General features: G+C 61.3%; 20 protein-coding genes. 5 read left to right on the forward strand and 15 right to left on the reverse strand.

Annotated elements, in window-relative coordinates; all coding sequences use genetic code 11:
* Positions 1-25 precede the first annotated feature (25 nt).
* From HNQ72_RS23545 to HNQ72_RS23575, 7 genes are all read right to left on the reverse strand, one after another.
* Complete coding sequence (locus tag HNQ72_RS23545) at positions 26-760, reverse strand: SDR family oxidoreductase (protein ID WP_183995877.1); 735 nt, start codon at positions 758-760, stop codon at positions 26-28.
* 12 nt (positions 761-772) lie between these two features.
* Positions 773-1,102, reverse strand: coding sequence for an L-rhamnose mutarotase (locus HNQ72_RS23550; RefSeq protein WP_183995880.1), 330 nt, complete (start codon positions 1,100-1,102; stop codon positions 773-775).
* Between the two features lie 9 nt (positions 1,103-1,111).
* Entirely contained in the window at positions 1,112-1,924 is an 813-nt protein-coding gene (locus HNQ72_RS23555; RefSeq protein ID WP_183995882.1) for an amidohydrolase family protein, read from the reverse strand.
* A 4-nt stretch (positions 1,925-1,928) separates the two neighbouring features.
* On the reverse strand, positions 1,929-2,936 hold the full coding sequence (locus tag HNQ72_RS23560; protein WP_183995884.1) for an aldo/keto reductase: 1,008 nt from the start codon (positions 2,934-2,936) through the stop codon (positions 1,929-1,931).
* A 69-nt stretch (positions 2,937-3,005) separates the two neighbouring features.
* Positions 3,006-3,950 (reverse strand): ABC transporter substrate-binding protein, encoded by a 945-nt coding sequence (locus HNQ72_RS23565; protein WP_183995886.1) that lies wholly within the window; start codon positions 3,948-3,950, stop codon positions 3,006-3,008.
* 105 nt (positions 3,951-4,055) lie between these two features.
* Positions 4,056-5,123, reverse strand: coding sequence for an ABC transporter permease (locus HNQ72_RS23570; protein ID WP_183995888.1), 1,068 nt, complete (start codon positions 5,121-5,123; stop codon positions 4,056-4,058).
* 4 nt (positions 5,124-5,127) lie between these two features.
* Positions 5,128-6,687, reverse strand: a complete 1,560-nt coding sequence (locus HNQ72_RS23575; protein WP_183995890.1) for a sugar ABC transporter ATP-binding protein — start codon at positions 6,685-6,687, stop codon at positions 5,128-5,130.
* 165 nt (positions 6,688-6,852) lie between these two features.
* On the opposite strand from HNQ72_RS23575, the gene HNQ72_RS23580 reads away from it, so the two are divergent.
* Positions 6,853-7,524: a FadR/GntR family transcriptional regulator gene (locus HNQ72_RS23580; RefSeq protein WP_183995892.1), complete on the forward strand. Its 672-nt coding sequence runs from the start codon at positions 6,853-6,855 to the stop codon at positions 7,522-7,524.
* Between the two features lie 6 nt (positions 7,525-7,530).
* Here HNQ72_RS23580 and HNQ72_RS23585 read toward each other — a convergent pair whose 3' ends face one another.
* Both HNQ72_RS23585 and HNQ72_RS23590 read right to left on the reverse strand, forming a co-directional pair.
* Entirely contained in the window at positions 7,531-8,700 is a 1,170-nt protein-coding gene (locus HNQ72_RS23585) for a pyridoxal phosphate-dependent aminotransferase (RefSeq protein WP_183995894.1), read from the reverse strand.
* Between the two features lie 103 nt (positions 8,701-8,803).
* Positions 8,804-9,241: an Lrp/AsnC family transcriptional regulator gene (locus tag HNQ72_RS23590; RefSeq protein ID WP_183995896.1), complete on the reverse strand. Its 438-nt coding sequence runs from the start codon at positions 9,239-9,241 to the stop codon at positions 8,804-8,806.
* 115 nt (positions 9,242-9,356) lie between these two features.
* Between HNQ72_RS23590 and rocF the strand changes: the two genes are divergently transcribed.
* Together rocF and HNQ72_RS23600 are read left to right on the forward strand one after the other, a co-directional pair.
* Positions 9,357-10,277: an arginase gene (gene rocF, locus HNQ72_RS23595; protein WP_183995898.1), complete on the forward strand. Its 921-nt coding sequence runs from the start codon at positions 9,357-9,359 to the stop codon at positions 10,275-10,277.
* Positions 10,277-11,356, forward strand: coding sequence for an ornithine cyclodeaminase (locus HNQ72_RS23600; protein WP_183995900.1), 1,080 nt, complete (start codon positions 10,277-10,279; stop codon positions 11,354-11,356). Before rocF ends, HNQ72_RS23600 begins: the two co-directional genes overlap by 1 nt.
* Here HNQ72_RS23600 and HNQ72_RS23605 read toward each other — a convergent pair.
* The 6 genes from HNQ72_RS23605 to HNQ72_RS23630 are packed head-to-tail and all read right to left on the reverse strand — an operon-like array spanning position 11,353 to position 18,560.
* Entirely contained in the window at positions 11,353-12,642 is a 1,290-nt protein-coding gene (locus HNQ72_RS23605; protein ID WP_183995902.1) for an amidohydrolase family protein, read from the reverse strand. The genes HNQ72_RS23600 and HNQ72_RS23605 overlap by 4 nt on opposite strands.
* Positions 12,643-12,666: 24 nt before the next feature.
* The gene (locus HNQ72_RS23610; protein WP_183995903.1) at positions 12,667-13,611 is read right to left on the reverse strand and encodes an ABC transporter permease; all 945 of its coding nucleotides are present in this window, start codon (positions 13,609-13,611) and stop codon (positions 12,667-12,669) included.
* Positions 13,608-14,657 (reverse strand): ABC transporter permease, encoded by a 1,050-nt coding sequence (locus HNQ72_RS23615; protein ID WP_183995905.1) that lies wholly within the window; start codon positions 14,655-14,657, stop codon positions 13,608-13,610. Before HNQ72_RS23615 ends, HNQ72_RS23610 begins: the two co-directional genes overlap by 4 nt.
* Complete coding sequence (locus HNQ72_RS23620; RefSeq protein ID WP_183995906.1) at positions 14,647-16,164, reverse strand: ABC transporter ATP-binding protein; 1,518 nt, start codon at positions 16,162-16,164, stop codon at positions 14,647-14,649. The genes HNQ72_RS23615 and HNQ72_RS23620 overlap by 11 nt, the downstream gene beginning before the upstream one ends.
* Complete coding sequence (locus HNQ72_RS23625; protein WP_183995908.1) at positions 16,161-17,564, reverse strand: amidase; 1,404 nt, start codon at positions 17,562-17,564, stop codon at positions 16,161-16,163. The genes HNQ72_RS23620 and HNQ72_RS23625 overlap by 4 nt, the downstream gene beginning before the upstream one ends.
* Before the next feature lie 9 nt (positions 17,565-17,573).
* On the reverse strand, positions 17,574-18,560 hold the full coding sequence (locus tag HNQ72_RS23630; protein WP_183995910.1) for a BMP family protein: 987 nt from the start codon (positions 18,558-18,560) through the stop codon (positions 17,574-17,576).
* 578 nt (positions 18,561-19,138) lie between these two features.
* On the opposite strand from HNQ72_RS23630, the gene proV reads away from it, so the two are divergent.
* Positions 19,139-20,371, forward strand: coding sequence for a glycine betaine/L-proline ABC transporter ATP-binding protein ProV (proV, locus tag HNQ72_RS23635; RefSeq protein ID WP_183995912.1), 1,233 nt, complete (start codon positions 19,139-19,141; stop codon positions 20,369-20,371).
* Between the two features lie 57 nt (positions 20,372-20,428).
* On the forward strand, positions 20,429-21,310 hold the full coding sequence (locus HNQ72_RS23640; protein WP_183995914.1) for an ABC transporter permease: 882 nt from the start codon (positions 20,429-20,431) through the stop codon (positions 21,308-21,310).
* The last annotated feature ends 60 nt before the right edge of the window (positions 21,311-21,370 follow it).

The following is a 21,370-nucleotide window of genomic DNA, read 5'->3' on the forward strand; positions in this document are numbered from 1 at the left end:
TTCAAACTTCGCTTTTCAAAATGGCTCAGATCGACCAGCCGCCGTCGATACCGACAGCCTGACCGGTAGTGTAGGTAGCGCCGGCGAGATAGACCGCCAGTTCCGCGATTTCTTCCGGGCTGCCGAGGCGTCCCATCGGCTGACGGGCGATAAAGGCCGCGCGAGCCTCCTCGTAATTCCCTTGAGCGCGCATGCGCTGTTCCAGCGACGGGCTTTCAACGGTACCGGGGCAGATCGCATTGCAGCGAATGCCGCGCGTCACATAGTCGGCGGCAATCGCCTTGGTCAGGCCGATCACGGCTGCCTTGGTCGTGCCATAGGCGCAGCGGTTCGGCACGCCCTTGGAGCTCGATGCGATCGAGGCCATGTTGATGATCGCGCCGTCGCCGCGCTCCAGCATGCCCGGCAGCACGGCCCTGATCGTGCGAACCATGGCGCGGACATTGAGATCAAAGGCGAAATCGAGATCCTTGTCCGACATTTCCAGCACCGAGCCGCCATGCACGACGCCGGCGCAGTTGAACAGAACATCGACTGCCCCGACGCGCTCGAAAAATGCCGTCACCGACGCGCCGTCCAGCACATCGAGCTTTGCCGTCTCGATACCGGCTTCACCGTTCAGCGTCGCCAGTGCTTCATCATTGATATCGGTCGCCCAGACCTTGGCACCGGCGCTCGCATAGGCCAATGCGCTGGCCCGCCCGATTCCCTGACCGGCGGCAGTCACCACGACCACCTTGCCTCCTAGCTTACCTGTCATCTCTTCTCCCTTTCAGTCCAGATGGAACACCTCATCCATCGATGCCCACCATTCCCCATCCTTTCGCGTTGCGAAAGGCCTTTGGCAGGGAATACAGTACGACCACCATTCCTGGTTCTTTTCACTGGCCGCCATTTTCGCCATATCTGCAGCGAAATCAGTGCCATGATACTCCCAATAACCGAACAGCAAATTCTCCGGCTCGCGCAGGAATATCGAGTAGTTGGAGATATTGCAGCGCGATATGAGATCAAGGACCTCCGGCCATACGGCCGCATGCAGCGCCTTGTATTCCTCGACCTTGTCCGGCGCGAGGCCGATCACCATTCCCATCCTCTGCATGTCATTTCCTCACGGCCGATAGAAGCGCCGGGCGTTGCCGCCGAACACTGCCTCATGATCCAGCTTCGGCACGATCTCACGGCACTGTTCGATCCATCCCGCATAACTTCCGGCCAGATTGACGACAGGCCAATCGCTGCCCCAGATCACCCGATCAGCCCCGAACAGGTCGAGGATCGTCTCGATATAGGGCCTCAGCGCTTCGGGTTTCTGATCGCCCGCCTCCGTCAGCAGGCCCGAAAGTTTGCAGCAGACATTGTCGAGTTCCGCCAGCCGCAGCATGGCATGCCGCCAGTCGCGATAGTGACCGAATGCGATCCGTGGCTTCGCCCCATGATCGATAACAACGGGCAGGCCGGGATGGCGGCGGGCAAAGGCATGCAGCGCCGAAAGATGCGGCTCCAGAACCAGAGCATCGAAAACCAGGTGATGCGCCATCATCGCCTCGACAGCCGGCTCCAGCGCCGGATCGTCGATCCAGTCGGGATCGGCAATCCCCTGCAGCATCGGCCGCAGCCCTTTCAGCTTCGGCGACGTCGCAAGATCGGCGATCACCGCCGGCGCATCCGCGGCCTTCATGTCCATCCAGCCGACCACACCGAGGATGGTGTCGCTCTGTTCTGCAAGCCCCAGTATGAAGCGCGTATCCTCGACGCTCGGCAGCGATTGTACGAGGATCGTGCCGTCAACACCGGCTGCCTCGATCTCCGGCACCAAATCGGCCGGCAGGAAATCGCGATGGATCGCGGCGAGTTCCGGCGGCGGCCAGCCGCCCTTGCGGTCCTTCATCAGCCAGAAATGCTGGTGGGCGTCGATTATCATCGCCTCAGCCACCCGCAACCGCTGCATCGGTCGATATTACGCCCTTGTCCTTCAGCCGCGTCCAGAAGGATGCCGGAATCGCCTGCTCAAACCAGCCGACATTGGCCTTCATCTGTTCGGCGTTGCGCGCCCCGGAAACGACGGTGACCACGGCCGGATGCAAAGCCGGAAACGCCAGCGCCGCTGCCTGCATGGCTACACCTTCGGCCTCACAGGCCGCTTCGATTTCACCAACACGCGCTAAAATATCGGCCGGCGCCTCGGCGTAATTGAACTTGCGATTGCCAGCGAGAAGCCCGGAGTTGAACGCGCCGGCAACGACGATGCCGACACCTTCACGATGGCAGCGGTCGAGCAGCGCCAGGCTTTCCTGCTCCAGCAGCGTATAACGTCCGGCGAGCATCGAGACATCGATATCGCATTCGTCCATCGCGTCGGCGATGACCTGCCATTCGTTGACGCCGAGCCCGATCGCCTTGACCAGACCGGCCACGCGCAATTCGCCCAGCGCGCGGAACCCGCCGCCCTTGGTCAGTTGATCCCAGTAGTGCTGATGAAGATCGCCATGGGTCGCACGGCCGATATCGTGGACAAAAAGCACATCCGGCGCGAACATGCCGAGACGCTGCCGGCTGTCCTCAAAGGAGCGCATGATCGCATCATAGCTGTAATCGTATTTCGGCCGGAACGGCAGCGGTGCAACGAACGCATCCTCTTCTGCGCCCACCGTATTGTCCGGCAGCATCACCCGCCCGACCTTGGTGCTGAGCACATACTCGTCGCGCTCATGGTCCGTCACCATTGTTCCAAGCCGACGCTCCGAGCGGGTATAACCGTAAAATGGCGCCGTATCGAAATAGCGGATGCCCGCGTCCCAGGCCGCCTCGAAGGCGCCGAGCGATTCCTGATAGGGGGTGAGCCGGTAGAGATTGCCCATCTGGGCACAACCGAGCCCCATGAGCGTAAACGAGACGTCGCGATTGCGCAGTCTGCGCTTGTCTGAAACCTTCATGATATCCTGAATTCCCGATCGTGATCGAAAAGGAGCGCGCGAGCGAAAAACACCCGCGCGCCGGTCATTTTAGTAGAGAACGTTCTTGGCTTCCGGCTTGTCGATATTGTCCTTGGTCACCACGACGACGCCGGTATCGACGGTCTTTTCGACCTTCTGTTTGCCGAGGATGGAAAGCAGCGTCTCGATGCCCTTCTCGCCCATCTGGTAGGAACCCTGCACGACGGTCGCGGTCAGCGTACCGTCCTTGACGAATTCCTGCAGGTCTTGGTTACCGTCGAAACCGATCGCCACGACCTTGCCCGCCTTGCCGGCCTGCTTGATCGCCCGGCCCATGCCGATCGCGGTCGGTTCGTTGGCGCCGAAAATGCCCTTCAGGTCGCTATTGGCGGCCAGGACGTCGGTCGTCTGGTTAAGCGCCGTCGCCATCTGCGACTGCGAATAATAAGGCCCAACGACTTCGAGCTTGGAATTGGCCTTGATATAATCGGTGAAACCGCCGACGCGGCCGATCTCCGAACCGGCACCGGCAACATAGGACATGACGGCGATCTTGCCGGTCGTGCCAACCTTCTCGATCAGCGCCTTCGCCGCCAGTTCACCGGCCTTGCGGTTATCGGTGGCGAGGAAGGACTGGTAATATTTGTCCGAACCTTCGGAAAGCTGGCTGTCGATGATGACGACCGGGATACGGGCTTCCCAGGCCTTCTTCACCGCCGGCACAAGCGCATCGGGGTCGGACGGCGCAAGCAGGATCGCCGCGACCTTACGGTTCACGGCGTTTTCCACCATGTTGACCTCGTCGGCGATGGCCGATTCCGCCGCCGGGCCCTGGAAGGTCATCGTGTGTTCGCCCTTGGCAGAGCCGATCGCGGCTTCGGCACCCTTCTGCACGTTCTGCCAGAAGGTCGAGTTGACCGTCTTGACGATCACGGCGATTTCGCCGGCCGATGCGGCGGAAGCTCCGGCAAAGGCAAGTGCCGACGCCATCAGGACCGTTGCAAGTCTACGCATGTCTTTCCTCCTCGAATGGCCCCGAAGGACCTGTTGTGAGGGAAGGCTCCTCCCCTTCCCGTGGCTTGGCATTTTCAGGCCCGGCCCCCGGCCGTTCCCTTTTCTTCAGCGGCGGTTGCGCAGCTGGTCGATCCAGACGGTGACCAGAATGACGAGGCCGATGATGATCTGCTGGGTGAAGGCGGAGACGCCGTTCATGTTCAATCCGTTGCGCAATATGCCGATGACGAAGGCACCGATCATCGTGCCCGAGATCGTGCCGACCCCGCCGATCAGCGACGTGCCGCCGATCACCGCGCTGGCGATCGCATCGAGTTCATAAGCGACGCCCTCGTTCGGCTGTGCCGTCACGAGGCGGGACATCAACACGCAGCCGGTAAGACCCGCAAGCGTGCCGGAAACAACGTAGGTAAAGGCCGTGACGCGCGAAACATTGACGCCGGAAAGCCGCGCCGCATCGGCATTCGAACCGATCGCATAGATGTAGCGGCCGAGCACCGTGCGGTTCAGCACGAAGGCGGCAATGAAGGCAATCACGATCATCAGCACGACCGGATAGGGAATGCCGGGAAATGTCACGACCGGAAAACCCTGATCATCGATGGATTCGATGCGGAACAGCGAGCCGTTGCCCAGTTCGCCAAAAGCCTCGCCGAGCCCCGAAACAGCCCGCGCACCGGTGATCTGCAACGCCACGCCACGGGCAATCAGCATCATACCGAGCGTCGCGATAAACGGCGGCAGCTTGAGCTGGGTGATGACGAAACCGTTGATCAGTCCGCAGAGCGAACCGGTCAGGATGCCGAGAAGCATGCCGATCCAGATAGGCAGTTGCAGCTCCTTCACCGCAAGCGCTGCCACCACACCGGCCAGCGCCAGAACCGAGCCGACCGACAAATCGATACCGCCGGTGATGATGACATAGGTTGCGCCGATACCCAGAAGCGCAATCGACGTCACCTGCAGCGCGATCGTCATGCCGTTGCCGACAGTGAAAAAGGCGCTGCTGGTGGCAGAAAACACCGCCGCCAGCACGAGCAGACTGCCGAGGGCGGCAAATTTCTGGATGATGTCCTTCTGCCGCTCACTGAGACGGCGACCCTGACCTTTCGTGGTCTGGCCGGAAGACGGGGCCGGCTGCTGCGCCGGTTTTTCGCTGGTCATGTCGGCCATGCTCTCACAATCCCTGTTCGCCGCGCCGACCGCTGCCGGACGCGTAATGCATGATTTCTTCCTGGGAGGTGTCCCGCGTTTTCAGCGTCGCGGTGATGTGCCCGCCGTGAAAGACGGCAACGCGATCGGACATGCCGAGCACTTCCGGCAATTCCGAACTGATCAGCACGACGCCGATGCCGCGCGCCGCAAGCTCGTCCATGATCTGGTAGATGGCGAATTTCGCCCCGACATCGATGCCGCGCGTCGGCTCGTCGAAGAACATGATGCGCGGCTCGCGAAACAGCCATTTGCCGATGATGATCTTCTGCTGGTTGCCACCCGAAAGCAGGCGAACCGGCTGGCTGAGGCTCGGCGTGCGAATGTTGAGGAGATCGACATAACGCTGCCCCGCCTCACGATGCCGCTTGCGGTCGATCACGCCGAAGCGGTTCGCTATCGCCTCCATCCGCGCCATGACCAGATTGGCATCGACCGGCATCTTCACCGCCAGCCCCTGCGCCTTGCGGTCTTCGGAAAGATAGGCGATGCCCGCATCGATCGCGCTGCGCGGATCGGAAATCTTCAGTTCATTTCCATCGAGCGTGATCGTGCCCGCATCGAGCGGATCGGCCCCGAAAATGGCGCGCGCCACCTCGGTTCGCCCTGCCCCCATCAGCCCGGCGAAGCCCAGAATCTCGCCACGGCGGATTTCGAAACTGATGTCGGAGAAAACACCGCGTCTGGTCAGGCCGATTGCCGAAAAGATCACCTCATCGCCCGGCACCCGAGTCGGCTCGGGAAACTTGTCCTCCAGCGAGCGCCCCACCATCCGCGCGACGATGTCGTCGACGGTAAGATTGTCGAAATCGTCGGTGGAGATATAGCGTCCGTCCCGCAGAACCGTCACCCGATCGACGATCTCTGCCATCTCGTCCAGCCGGTGCGAGATATAGATGATGCCGGTTCCCTGAGCCTTCAGATCCCGGATCACCTTGAACAGAAGCTGCGCTTCCTGTTCGGTCAGAGACGAGGTCGGCTCGTCCATGATCAGCACGGTGGCGTCCAGTGAAAGCGCCTTGGCGATCTCCACCATCTGACACTGAGCAACCGACAGCGTGCGCACCTGCACATTCGGATCGATGTCGACGCCAAGCCGGTCGAGACAGCGCTTTGCATCCGCGACCAGCTTTTTCCGGTCGACGAGAAAACCGCGCCGCGGCTCGCGGGCGAGATAGATGTTTTCCGCTACCGTCAGATGCGGGACGAGATTGAGTTCCTGATGGATGATGGCAATACCGGCAGCCTCGGACTGCAAGGTCGAGGCAAACTGCACGGGCTCACCCTTGAAGGTGATCGAACCCGAATTCGGCTGGTAGACGCCGCTGATGATCTTCATCAGCGTCGATTTTCCGGCCCCGTTCTCTCCACAGACGGCATGCACCTCGCCGGCGCGCAGATCGAAACTGACGCCCGAAAGAGCCTTTACGCCCGGAAATTCCTTGGACACACCCTCAAGCTTCAACAGCACGGCATGCCCAAGGGCATGACCAGCCATGCCTGCAGGTTGCGGCACTCCTCCCATCGCGATCTCCTCTTCGCGCAAGAGCTTCCCAGGGCTCTTGCCGATTATCAAATCGCGGCTGCGCCATTTGGTCAAGCCAATTTGCAGATTTTTCTTGCGCCGTACCAATTTTTAGCGCCAACTGGACGGGAAATGCCTGTTAATTACGCAATTGGCCAGACCTCAATGACGGATACACGACGCCTTTACCAGCAGACAGCAGACCGCGTCCGGCAGCTTATCGCCAAGGGCGACCACCAGGCCGGCGCGCGTCTTCCCGCAGAGCGCGAACTCGCCCAGCAACTCGGCGTCTCGCGCCCTTCGCTTCGGGAAGCGCTGATTGCACTCGAAATCGACGGTACGATCGAAATCCGCATGGGGTCGGGCATCTATGTGCTCAACACGGCAAAACCGGCCGGCAACGGTCGCTCGCTGGGAGAAAGCCCGTCGGAACTGATGCAGGCCCGTGCGGTCATCGAAAGCGCCATCATCGTCCAGGCGGCCGCAACGATGACAGAAGAAACGCTTGCCACTTTGCGCGCGACTCTGGAGGCGATGGCTGACGACATCGCCAACACGCGAAAACCGATCGAGCAGGATCGCGCCTTTCACCTGATCATTGCGGAGAGCACCGGCAATACGCTGCTTGCGGAGATCGTCGAGAACCTGTTCGACGAACGCCACAGCCCGCTATCTGCCGGCATTCGCGGTCATTTCGAAACGGCCGACAGCTGGACGGCGGCGCTCACCGAACATCATGCCATATTGGCGGCGCTCGAAGCCCGCGATCCACTGGCGGCACAGGCGGCGATGCATTCGCACCTTACCGCTTCGGGCCGCCGCTGGCTTGAGAACTAAACGACCTTAGAGCGCGCGGATATAGCCGCTCAACCGCTCGGCCGCATCCTCGATCTGTTTCGGATCGCGCAGATAACAGGCACGCATGAAGGTCTCGCCGCCCACACCGAAAGCCGTGCCCGGAGCCAGGCCGACACCCGTCGCATCGACGATCTTGAACGCTTCGGCACGCGCATCCGTCACGCCGTCGATCTTCAGGAAGGCGTAGAGCGCACCCGGCGGCCGGCGGGTCTCGACCCGGTTGGTCGCCACCAGCGCATCGCAGAGAATGTCGCGCGAGGTCCGCGCCCGCTCGATATTGGTGCGGACGAAATCGTCGCCCTGATCGAGCGCCGCGATCGCGCCCTTCTGCATGAACTGCGCCACGCCGGACGTGGAATACTGGATGAGGTTCGTCAGCGTCTGGCCGATTTCGGCAGGTGCCACCATCCAGCCGACACGCCAGCCGGTCATGCACCAGTTCTTCGAAAACGACTGGGCAAAGATGATGCGGTCATCCTTGTCCATCACATCCATGAAGGACGGAGCGCGGGCACCATCGAAATAATAGAGACCATAGATCTCGTCGGCGATGATCCAAAGACCATGCTTGCGGGCAAGATCGAGCACGGCGGCCAGATCTTCCTTCGTCGCCGTCCAGCCCGTCGGGTTCGATGGCGAGTTGATGAACAGCGCCTTGGTCTTCGGGGTGATCGCAGCAGCGAAACGATCGATATCGATCTTCCATTGCCCGTCGACGAAATCCAGCGCCACCGCCTTCGGCTTTACTTCCGCCACCAGCGCGGCATGCATGGCATTCGGCCATGACGGCGAAAAATAGATGATCTCGTCACCGGCCGAAACCGTCGCCTGGATTGCCAGCACGATCGACTGCATGCCCGAACCGGTCACATAGATATTGTCGACCGAAAGATCGGTTGCGTAATGGCGCTGATAATAGCGCACGATCGCCTGACGAAGCTCGGGTATCCCTTGCGTCCAGGTATAGAAGGTCTCTCCCGCAACAAGCGCATCCGCTGCTGTCTTCGTAATGAAATCCGGCGTCGGCAGATCACCCTCACCGATCCACAGCGGCAGCAGGTTGTCGCGCCCCCTGGCATAGGTGACGATTTCGCCAATCCCGCTGCGAGGTGCTGCTGCGGCACGGGCGCTGATATCCGGTCTGATAAAGTTCATGAAAGGCGTCTCGACTTGAAGAAAATCAATTGCAGGGCGCAAGGACTAAGCGCGTCGATTGTGGCCGTCAACGGGCAGAATCTTAAGCCGGACGCGAAAATGCTCAGAGCCGCGCCCGTGTGCTGCGCGGCGTTGCCAGAAGCAGGTTCGTCTCGCTGGCGGTGATGCCCTGAACGAGCCTGATGCGGCGCAGTACATTGTCGAAGTCTGCAAGCGTTGCCGTGCCCAGCTCGACGATCAGGTCCCAGCGACCGTTGGTCGTGTGGATTTCGGAAACCTCGGGAAAACCGCCCAGCGTCTGGATCACCCGGTCCGCGACGCGGCCCTCGATCTCGACCATCATGATGCCGCGCACCGGCAGTTCCACCGCATCCGCCCTCAGGATTACCGTGTAGCCGAGAATGTCGCGGTTGCGCTCCAGCTTTTCCATGCGCGCACGCACGGTCGCTCTCGACGTGCCGAGATTGGCCGCCAGATCCGAAATGCTGCGGCGGGCATCGTGACGCAAAAGCGTCACTAGCTTGTGGTCGAATTCATCCATGGACAGATTGATAGATCATGCTGCCGAAATGGGAAGCTATTTTATCAATTCTGGCAAATCGATCCATTCAATCCGCCACGGACTCATGATCATTTTCAATAAACGGAGTAGACTCATGCATTGCAGACTTATCGGTATTCCTCTTCAGGACGGCGCTTCCCGGCTTGGCTGTGAAATGGGTCCAAGCGCGCTGCGCGTTGCGGATCTGGCGGGCGCGCTGAAAGAACTCGGCCACGAGGTCACCGATACCGGCAATGTGGTCATCGGCGAGCTTCCCGATATCCGCCATCCGAACCCGGCCGTGCGCAACCTGCCGCAAATCGCCGCCTGGACAAAGCTCCTGACCGAGGTCGCCTATCGCGAGGCAGCCAAGGGCATGCCGATCTTCATGGGTGGCGATCATGCGCTCTCTGCCGGCACCATCGCCGGTGTCGCCCGCCACGCGGCCGACCAAGACCGTCCGCTTTTCGTTCTCTGGCTCGACGCGCACACGGATTTCCATACGCTCGATTCGACCACGAGCGGCAATCTGCATGGGCTCCCCGCCGCTTACTATACCGGTCAGGCCGGCTTCGAAGGTTACCTGCCGCCGCTTTCCCACGCCGTCGATCCCGCCAATCTGTGCATGATCGGCATCCGCAGCGTCGACCCGGCCGAGCGCGAGACGATCAAGCGGAATGCCGTGACGGTCCATGACATGCGCACGATCGACGAGCACGGCGTCGCCGTTCTGGTGCGCCAGTTTCTCGAAAGGGTCGAGGCAGCAAACGGCATGCTGCATGTCAGCCTCGACGTCGATTTCCTCGACCCGTCGATCGCGCCCGCCGTCGGCACCACGGTTCCGGGTGGCGCCACCTTCCGCGAGGCGCATCTGGTCATGGAAATGCTGCATGACAGCGGCCTCGTCACCAGCCTCGATCTGGTCGAGCTCAACCCCTTCCTCGACGAGCGCGGCCGCACCGCGACGCTTCTCGTCGATCTTACCGCAAGCCTGATGGGACGCACCGTCCTAGACCGACCGACAAGGAGCTACTGATGCCGGCCGAACAGAACCTCAACATCGTCCCCTTCATCAGCGTCGAGAACATGATGGATCTCGTGCTTTCAACCGGCACCGAGACCTTCCTGAAGGAACTCGCCGCCTATGTGGAAGAGGATTTTTCCCGTTGGGAACTGTTCGATAAGGTCGCCCGCATCCCCGCCCATTCGCGTGACGGCGTCATCGAACTGATGCCGGCAAGCGACGGCAAGCTCTACGCGTTCAAATATGTCAACGGGCATCCGAAGAACACGAAAAGCGGCCGCCAGACGGTGACTGCTTTCGGCGTTCTTTCCGATGTCGAAAGTGGCTATCCGTTGCTTCTGTCCGAGATGACCATCCTGACGGCGCTGCGCACCGCCGCCACGTCCGCCGTCGCGGCAAAGCACCTTGCCCCGAAGGGTGCCAGAACCATGGCCCTGATAGGCAACGGCGCCCAGAGCGAGTTCCAGGCGCTCGCCTTCCGCTCGCTTCTCGGCATCGAGAACCTGCGCCTTTACGATATCGATCCTGCTGCCACCGATCGCTGCCGCCGCAACCTTGCCCATCTCGGCTTGAACATCACCGCCTGCCGCACCGCCGAAGAAGCGGTCGAGGGCGCCGACATCATCACCACCGCGACGGCAGACAAGCGCAATGCAACGATCCTCACCGACAACATGATCGGCCCCGGCGTGCATATCAATGCTGTCGGTGGCGATAGCCCCGGCAAGACCGAACTGCACCGGGATATCCTGACACGCTCTTCGATCTTCGTCGAATACCCGCCGCAGACCCGCATTGAAGGCGAGATCCAGCAGCTGGCCCCTGATTATCCGGTCACCGAACTCTGGCAGGTGATTACCGGCCAGACGACAGGCCGTAGTGACGACCGCCAGATCACCCTGTTCGATAGCGTCGGTTTCGCAACAGAGGACTTCGCGGCCCTCCGTTACGTCTACGACAAGCTGCGCGGCAGCACCTGTTACGAAAAGCTCGATCTGGTCGCAGACCCCGACGAGCCGCGCGACCTGTTCGGCATGCTTCTGCGCCGCCAGGCGGCAGCGCAGAAATCAGCGGAACCGGTTATCGCTTAATTCCGTGTCGTCGGGTTGCGGCCGGCGTCGATCATACCCGGCCGGCCATCGAGCTGAAGATGCGAAATCTTCGGCTCGGTGCGGGCGATCACCTTGCCGCGACGGATCACGGCAAGCCGCGTCGGCTTCAGTCGCAGCGCTTCCAGCACGTCTTCCGCCTGCAGCATGACGAGATCGGCATTGCAGCCGACCGACAGGCCGTAGTTTTGCAAGCCCATCGTCTTCGCCGAATTGACAGTCAGCGCATCAAAAATCTGCTTTTTGTCTTCAACGCCGGACATCTGCGCCACATGGATCGCCATGTGGCCGACTTCCAGCATGTCGCCGGAGCCCATCGAGTACCAGGGGTCCATCACGCAGTCATGGCCGAAGGAAACGTTGAGGCCCGCCGCCATCAGCTCGCGCACCCGCGTCATGCCGCGACGCTTCGGATAGGTATCGTGCCGGCCCTGCAGCATGATGTTGATCAGCGGGTTGGGGATGACGTTGATCTCGGCCTCCGCCATCAGCGGAATGAGCTTCGAGACGTAATAATTGTCCATCGAATGCATCGAGGTCAGGTGCGAACCGGCAACCCGGCCCTGCAGGCCGAAACGCACGGTCTCAGCCGCCAGCGTCTCGATATGGCGGGACATCGGATCATCCGTCTCGTCGCAATGCATGTCGACCGGCAGGCCGCGATCAGCGGCGATGCGGCAGAGCGCTTCAACGGAGGCCGCACCATCCTGCATGGTCCGCTCGAAATGCGGAATGCCGCCGACGATATCGACACCCATGTCGAGCGCCCGTTCCAGCGACTTTACCCCATCCGCCGCGCGATAATATCCGTCCTGCGGGAAGGCGACGGTCTGCAGGTCGATATAGGGCGCAACGCGCTCCTTCACTTCCAGCATTGCCTCCGCCGTCACCAGCCGCGGATCGGATGTGTCCACATGGGTGCGGATATGCAGCAGCCCTTGAGAAACGGCCAGATCGCAATAGGCGAGCGCCCGCTCGACCAGTGCTTCCTTCGTCAGCATCGGCCGAAGCTCGCCCCAGAGCGCAATGCCTTCCAGCAGCGTGCCGGAGGTGTTCATCCGGGGCAGGCCGAGCGACAGCGTGGCATCCATATGGAAATGCGGATCGACGAAGGACGTGCTGACCAGCCGGTTCGTCGCGTCGATTGTTTCGCTCGCCTCACCTGCAATATTCGCCTCGATCGCGGCGATCTTGCCGCCGGTCACGGCAATATCCACGCCCTTGCGGCCGTCCGGCAGGTTGGCGTTTTTGATGATGAGATCGAACATGAAAAACTCCTCGGAATTGAAAACTCAGCGCTCGCCGCGCCGGTAAGGCTGCATCAGCGCCTGCGGCACGCGCGCACGCCGTGCCATGACGGCAAGGGCTGCAATTGACAGCAGATAGGGGATCATCAGAAAAATCTGATAGGGCACGACACCGCTCAACACTGTCTGCAGCCGAAGCTGGAAGGCGTCGAACAGCGCAAACAGGATCGCCCCGAGCAGCGCCCGTTCCGGCTTCCAGGAGGCAAAAACGACGAGTGCGATACAAATCCAGCCGCGCCCCTGCACCATGGTCGGGAAGAAGCTGTTGAAAGCCGAGAGCGTCAAAAACGCCCCGCCGACACCCATCAGCGCACTGCCGAAAATCACCGCGCCATAGCGGATCGCCATCGGGTTCAGCCCTTGCGCTTCGGCCGCATGCGGGTTCTCGCCCGTCATGCGGATCGCAAGGCCCACCGGCGTGCGGGCGATCAGATAGGCAAGCGCAATCGCCAGCCCGATCGCCAGATAGGTCGGAGCGGTCTGGGTGAAAAAGGCCGGGCCGAAGAAAGGCAGATCGGAAAGAGCCGGAATGTTAAGCGGCCGGAACGGCTCGATCGTCGGCGGCGTTCCTGCCACCGGCACCATCAGCCGGAAGACGTAATAGGCGAAGCTCGAGGCAAACAAGGTCACGCCGAGGCCGGAAACGTGCTGCGACAGGCCGAGCGTCACCGTCAGCACCGAATGCAACAGCCCGAACATCGCCCCGCCGAGCGCCGCAACCAGCAACCCGACCCAGAGATCCGCACCGTTGAAGACCGCCAGCCAGCCGGACATCGCGCCAAATGTCATGATCCCCTCGATGCCGAGGTTCAGGACACCCGCCCGCTCCGAAATCAGTGCGCCGAGCGTGGCAAGGATCAGCGGTGTGGCGATACGCAGCACGGCGGCCCAGAGGCCGGCAGAAGCGAGGATGTCGAAAAGCGCGCTCATCGGCGTATCCTGTATTGCGTGAAGAACACCGCGACCAGCATGGACAGCAGCGACAGCGCTACCGTCACATCGGCGATATAGGTCGGAATACCCATGCTGCGGCTCATCCCGTCCGCGCCGACGAACATCGTCGCGGTAAACAGCGCCGCCAGCACGACCCCGAGCGGATTGAGATTGGCGAGCATGGCAACGACGATGCCGGAATAACCGTAACCGGGCGAAAGATCGGTCGTCACGTACCCCTTTACGCCCAGAACCTCGATCGTGCCGGCAAGACCGGCGAGCCCCCCGGAAATCATCGCGACGATCACCAGCGTCCGCCCGAGCGGAACACCGGCGAACACGGCACCCGACGGGTTGAGACCCGCAGCACGCGACTGCACGCCGAAAACCGTGCGCGTCTGGACGAAATAGATCAGGAAGGCGATCACGACTGCAATGCCGAGCCCGATATGCAGCCGCGAGCGGGCGAGCATCTTGGGCAACCGTGCCGCCGCATCCACCGCTTCCGATTGCGGCCAGCCAAATGCCGCCGGATCCTTCAGCACGCCATCGATCAGCATCGAGACGAAGAGAAGTGCGACAAAATTCAGAAGCAGCGTCGTTACCACTTCATCGACGGAAAAGCGCAGGCGCAGCCACAGCGGAATAAGCAGCAGAACCATGCCGGCAAAAGCCCCGACCACAAAGAGAAGCGGGATCTGCAGCAGCGACGGCAGGCCGGCAAACAGATGTGCGCTTGCCGCTGCGGCCGCAATCGCGCCGAGATAGAACTGCCCTTCCCCGCCGATATTCCACAACCGCGCCCTGAAGGCTACGGCAGCGGCCAAGCCCGTCAGGATCAGCGGCGAAGCACGCGTCAGCGTCTCGGTCGCCGAAAGCCGCGAACCGAAGGCGCTGGTCAAGATCTTCCAATAAGCCTCGAAGACGGGCGCACCGGCAGCCGCAATCAGCAAACCGGCAATGGCAAGCGCTGCAATCACCGCGAGGATCGGTGTTGCGATCACCAGCAGCGTCGAGCGATGTTCGCGCCTCTCAAACCGCATCGGTCGCACCTTCCCATTCGCCTGCCATCATCAACCCGAGCCTTTGCGCATCGACATCCTCGGCATTGACGGAAGGCGACAGCCGGCCGCCGACGATCGCCTGGATCCGGTCGGCCAGCGCCATCACCTCGTCGAGATCCTCGGAAATCAGCAGCACTGCCGTGCCTGCCTTGCGCGCCTCAAGAATACGCTCATGCACGGCCGCGACCGCGCCTTCGTCCAGCCCGCGCGCCGGCTGGGCCGCAAGCAGGATTTTCGGGTGCTCGATCAGGTTGCGACCGAGGATCAGCTTCTGCATGTTGCCGCCCGACAGAAGGCGAATGCGACTGGTGGGTGACCCTCCGCGCACGTCAAACCCTTCGATGATCCGTGTCGCAAAGGCGATCCCCGCCTTCCGATCGACCAGACCGCCCTTCGAAAATTCCGGCAACCGTTCCAGAACGGCATTTTCCCAGATCGCCATCTCGCCGATCGCGCCATCGCGATTGCGATCCTCGGGAATGCGGCCGATGCCGGAAGACACGGCATCCGCCACCGTCAGGTCACCGCCCCCCTTGCCGAACAGCACCAGATCACCGGCGCTGCGACCGATCGTGCCGCTCAAAAGCTGCGCCAGCACCGCCTGTCCATTGCCGGAAACGCCGATAATGCCGAGCACCTCGCCGGCCCTCAGCCGGAAATCGATCGCCTTCAACCGGTCCACACCGCCGGAGCGCACGGTGATACCGGCAGCTTCCAGCACGACCTCTCCAGGCGTCGAAGCCTCGCGCACCGGCCGGGTCACCTTGCGGCCGACCATCAACTCCGCCAGTTCAGCCTTGCTGGTGTCACCCACCTTGCGCTCGGCCACCTGCCTGCCGCCACGCAACACGACGATGCGGTCGGCGGTCGCCATCACTTCGTCCAGCTTGTGGGAAATGAAGATCAGCGACAGCCCCTGCCGCGCCATGTCCTTCAGCGTCGAAAACAGCGTTTCCGCTTCCAGCTTGGTCAGAACCGCAGTCGGCTCATCGAGCACCAGAATGCGCGCATCGTTATAAAGCGCCTTCAGAATTTCCACGCGCTGCTGCTCGCCGACAGACAGATCGCCGAGCCGCGCATCGGGATCGACCTTCAACCCGAAACGCTGCGAAATCTCGATAAGCTTTTTTCGCCCGGCAGAGACATTCGAACCGAAAGACCAGAGGCTTTCCGTCCCGGTCATGACATTTTCGAGCACGGTCAGGTTCGGCGCCAGCGAAAAATGCTGGTGCACCATGCCGACGCCGGCGCGGATTGCGGCACGCGGTTTTCCTGGCGGCAGCGTCTGCCCCATCACCGAAACCGACCCGGTATCCGGCACGTAATGGCCGAAAAGAATGCTCATCAGCGTCGTCTTGCCGGCACCGTTTTCGCCGAGCAGCGCAGCGATCTCGCCTTTTCCCAGCGACAGCGAAATATCGTCATTGGCGAGGTTATCACCAAAACGCTTGCTGACATTTCGAATGTCGAGAACGATGTCCGTCATCGGTCGAGGCCTGTGATTGGGAAAGGGTGCGACCAGCGCTCCTCACCCTCAAGCCTTGCGGCAAGGGCCAGAAGCAGCGCCTCATGCCCCATAGGAGCAATCATCTGCACCGGCAAGGGCAGACCGGCTCTATCCACCCCAAAAGGCAGGGTGATCGCCGGAAAACCGGATATGTTGGCAATTGCCGCCAGCGGCGCAAACGATCCCATGCGGGCGAAATGCAGGTCGGTATCGCGGTGATCGCTCGGGAAAGATCCGGTAGGCCTCGGCGCAGAAGCAAGCATCGGCGTCAGCAGGCAATCGAAACGGTCGAACAGCGCATGCAGATCACGGCTGACATAGACCATCGCCTGCGCCATGTCCCAGACCTCGACGCCGCTCATGCGAGCACCTTCTTCGGCAACCGCCTGCGTCATCGGCTCCCAAAGGGACGCATCAATACCCGGCAACTTCGCAAGACTCGCGAGATTGATGGCAATCACATCGCGAAACGCCCTGCCCGATGCTTCGACGACTGCACGAATGTCATCCCAAGCCAACGAAACGATCTCATGCCCTTGCGCTTCCAGCGCCCGCGCGGCATCCGCGACGGCCTTGGCGCGAACCGGGTCGATCGCAACATCCGATCCAAGTTCCGTCAGCAGCCCGACCCTGAGCTTCCCACTCCGCGCTACGGCCTGCTCGACCGGCGGATAAGGACCTCGCGCAGAACCGGACAGAACGGAAAACGCCCGTTCCGCATCCCGCACCGAGCGACAGACGGCAAGCTCGCTGGCAATGCCACCGAGATGATTGCCAAACAGCGGCCCCGCCGCCATTGCCCCGCGTCCGGGTTTCAGGCCGACAAGACCACAACAGGCGGCCGGAACCCGGATCGAGCCACCGGCATCCGTCGCATGCGCAATCGAAACGATGCCGGCCGCAACAGCCGCAGCCGCACCACCGGAAGACCCGCCGGGTGTCAGCGATGGATCGAGCGGATTGCGCGATATCGGGCCAATGGCAGGTTCGCTTGCCAGCGAAAGCCCGAATTCCGGTGTCGTGGTGATGCCGAACAGGCAGAAACCGCCATCGCGAAAACGGGAAGCAAGATCGGAATCTGCTTCGCCGCCCTGCCTCGGCAGGGATTTCGATCCGGCACTGACCGCAAATCCCCTGAATGGCCCGCCAAGATCCTTGGCAAGCGTCGGCACGCCGCCGAAAGGCATGGATTTGCGCTGATCCACGGGAAGCGCATCGAAGGCATCGGCCGCGGCCAATCCCTGCTCGGCATCGAGATAGCATATGCAGCCGAGCGACTCATGCTGTTCGGCTGCGGCAAGCGATCTCTCCATCGCCTGCCGCGCCGTCATTTTTCCGCAGCCGATCGCTTCGGCAAGTGCTGTCGCATCGGCATGCATCGGTCCGGCTTACTTCGGCTCGTTCATGTTGCGCGGCACTTCGAACGTGCCGGCCTTGATCTCGGCGCGCTTGGCCTCCATTGCAGCTTCCGCTTCGGCCGGGGCAACGCCCTTGACGAAGGCGATGTCGCTGCCGCCTTCCTTCAGAAGACCGAAGGGCGTGTAGTCCTTGCCGACCGGCTTTCCTGCAGCAACATCGGCAATCGCCGCGTTGAGGATCGGGCGGAAGCCCCAGAGTGCATTGGCGAAAACGGTTTCCGGATAACGCGGCGTGTAGTCGATCAGCGAACCGACGGCCTTGATGCCGCGTTCCTTGGCGGCGTCCGCCGTGCCGATACGCTCGCCGAACAGGATGTCCGCACCGGCATCGATCTGCGCCAGACCTGCCTCGCGCGCCTTCGGCGGATCGAAGAAGGTGCCGATGAAGGAGACGAGCACCTTGGCATTCGGGTTGACGGCCTTCACGCCTTCACCGAAGGCATTGATCAGCATGTTGACCTCCGGGATCGGCATGGCGCCGACGGCACCAACCGTGTTGCTCTTGGTCATCTTGCCGGCCAGCATGCCGGCCAGATAGGCGCCGTCATGGTTCCAGGTGCCGAAGACACCGAAATTGTCGCCGGCCTGTTTGCCGCTGGAGCCGAGCACGAAAGCCGTTTCCGGATATTCCGCGGCCACTTCGCGGGCTTCGCTTTCAACGGCATAGGCTTCGCCGATGATCAGCTTGTTGCCCTGCTCGGCATATTCGCGCATCGCTCGGCCGTAATCGGTGCCCGAAACGCCTTCCGAGAAGACATATTCGATCACGCCTTCCTTGGCGGCTTCCTGCAGGGCTGCATGGAGAACCGAGTTCCAGGCGTTTTCCACCGGTGAGCCGTGAATACCGGCCACCTTCAACGGCGCAGCACGCGCAATGGAAGGAAGAAAGGCGCTTGCGCCGACGGCGGTGGCCGAAGCGATCAGCGTACGGCGGGACAGTTTGAATTCATGCGTCATGGACGGAAATCCCCTCTTTTTGTATGGTCAATTCTGTAGGCAGCGCACAAAACAGTGTCAAGCAAACTGACTGCTCATCAAATGAGCATTCATGACTTTATTCATCATTGCGCCGGAGGGACGCTTAGTCTCACCACGGCACGATTGCCATGCGACCAAGAGGGGTCGAACAGCCATATCACGGCTTCGTGATCGATTATTTTTGGCCTCGGCCTGACTCCCTCAATCCCCTGTTATTTAAGGGCATCGTCACACAAAGGAACAACAACTCCAAGGCCGCGGCCTAATAGAATTGTGTTTTTTTATGGACATCTAGACGCCTCCCCCCTACCTTTTGCAGCATACCCGGTCGATCGATCGTATTATCGAGAATAGATCCTGATCGATGCGGTAAACATGTTTTTCGCGGCCTATTTTGATGTGTTTCTTCGCATCGGCTGCGTCCTATATCCGCGGCGGCGATATTGTTTCGCCGCTTTTTGTTGTCTTGATATCCTTAGCGCCGGCTCCGCCAGGCGCTGCATTCGGGAAATCACAAAAGGAGAATGCCTGCGCTATCGAGCCCGGGCCCAGATTGTATGGCTTTTACAACTGAAAATGACGCGTCGGCTGTGCCGGCTTCGACCAAGATCAGTCTCAACAATGTCTACAAGGTTTTCGGCGAGCGGCCTGAAAAGGCCATGGAGATGGTCCGCGCCGGAAAGACGAAATCGGAAATCCACGCCCAGACCGGCTGTTCGGTAGGCGTCAACAATGCAAGCTTCGACATCAAGGCCGGCGAAATCTTCGTCATCATGGGCTTGTCGGGCTCCGGCAAATCCACCCTTCTTCGCCTTCTGAACCGTCTGATTGAACCGACTGCAGGTTCGATCGAGATCGACGGCCGCGACATCACCAAGATGTCTCGCCGGGAACTCATCGATGTCCGCCGCCGCGATATCAGCATGGTGTTCCAGTCCTTCGCGCTGTTGCCCAATCGCACGGTGCTCAACAACGCAGCCTTTGGCCTGGAAGTTGCCGGCATCGGCGAAGCCGAACGCAAGGAAAAGGCGCTGTCCGCGCTCAAGGCCGTCGGCCTCGACGGTTATGCCGACAGCATGCCCGACCAGCTTTCCGGCGGCATGAAGCAGCGTGTCGGCCTTGCCCGCGCACTAGCCAGCGAGCCGACCATTCTTCTGATGGACGAGGCGTTTTCCGCCCTCGACCCGCTGATCCGCACGGAAATGCAGGACGAACTCGTTCGTCTGCAGTCAGAGCACAGCCGTACCATCGTTTTCGTCAGCCACGACCTCGATGAGGCGATGCGCATCGGTGACCGGATCTGCATCATGCAGAACGGCAATGTCATCCAGGTCGGTACGCCGGACGAGATCGTCATGAGCCCGGCCAACGATTATGTCCGGTCCTTCTTCCGCAATGTCGATGTAAGCCAGGTCTTCAAGGCCGGTGATGTCGCGCGCAAGACGCAGATCACCATCATCGATCGCCAGGGCACCACGGCTGCTGCGGCACTCGAACGTATGAAGCATTATGACCGCGAATACGCGATCATTCTCGGCCGCGACAAGACCTATCACGGCGTCGTCAGCCAGACCTCGCTGATCGAAAAGATGCGGGCCAAGGCCGCCGACCCCTATCGCGGTGCCTTCCTCTCCGAGATCGAGCCGATCCCGGCCGATGAACCGCTGTCGAACGTGCTCGGCAAGGTTGCAGCCAGCCCATGGCCGGTCCCCGTCATCGACGACGGCAAACGCTATCTCGGCTCCATCAGCAAGTCGACACTGCTCGAAACGCTCGATCGCGCCAGCTGATCCATCCGCAGGATCTTGAGCCCTTCCCATAACCGGCCCACCACCGGAGACAGACTTATGAATTTCGATATCGGAGACGGCATCGACGCCGCCGTCAATTACGTTCTGGACAATTTTTCTCCCGTCCTCGACTTTATCGCCAGCATGATCGGTTTCGTGACCGGCAACATTCAAAACGCCCTCGTCGGTATCCCCTTGCCGGTCGGCATCGCCATCTTCGTCCTTCTGTCCCTCTGGAGAGTAGGTCTCGGCTTCGGCGTCCTGACAGGCGTTGCGCTGTGGCTCGTCAATCACATGGGCCTGTGGAGCGCGATGATGGAAACCCTGTCGCTGGTCATCGCATCCACGCTGATGGCAATGCTGATCGGCCTGCCACTCGGTATCGCCATGGCGCGCAGGGATACGGTCGCAACCATCGTTCGCCCGATCCTCGACCTGATGCAGACCATGCCGGCCTTCGTCTACCTGATCCCCGCCGCCATGTTCTTCGGCCTCGGCGCAGTACCGGGGGCGATCGCCACCGTGATCTTCGCAATGCCGCCTGTGGTGCGCCTCACCAATCTCGGCATCCGCCAGGTGCATGCCGAATTCATCGAGGCCGGTAACGCCTTCGGCTGCACCTCGACACAGCTCCTGTTCAAGGTGCAGCTGCCCAATGCCATGCCGTCGATCATGGCCGGCATCAACCAGACGATCATGCTGTCGCTGTCGATGGTGGTCATCGCCTCGATGATCGGCGCAGGCGGCATCGGCAACACGGTGCTCACCGGCATCCAGCGACTTGATGTCGGAACCGGTTTTGAGGGCGGCCTTGCCGTCGTCATCCTGGCCGTCATTCTAGACCGCCTTACCCAATCCCTCGGAAAGCCGCGCGCCGCCTTCTGGAGCGTGCTTTTCAAAAAGACCGAGCGCGAGGAGCTGGCAACGGCAACCGCCTGAGCCGATCCCGCGCCTGCCCATGCGGGTGCCGAACCCGCGAATTCAAACTCCCAAGAAGGA

The sequence above is a fragment of the Aliirhizobium wenxiniae genome (assembly GCF_014201355.1).
GTDB classification, from domain to species: Bacteria; Pseudomonadota; Alphaproteobacteria; order Rhizobiales; family Rhizobiaceae; genus Neorhizobium; species Neorhizobium wenxiniae.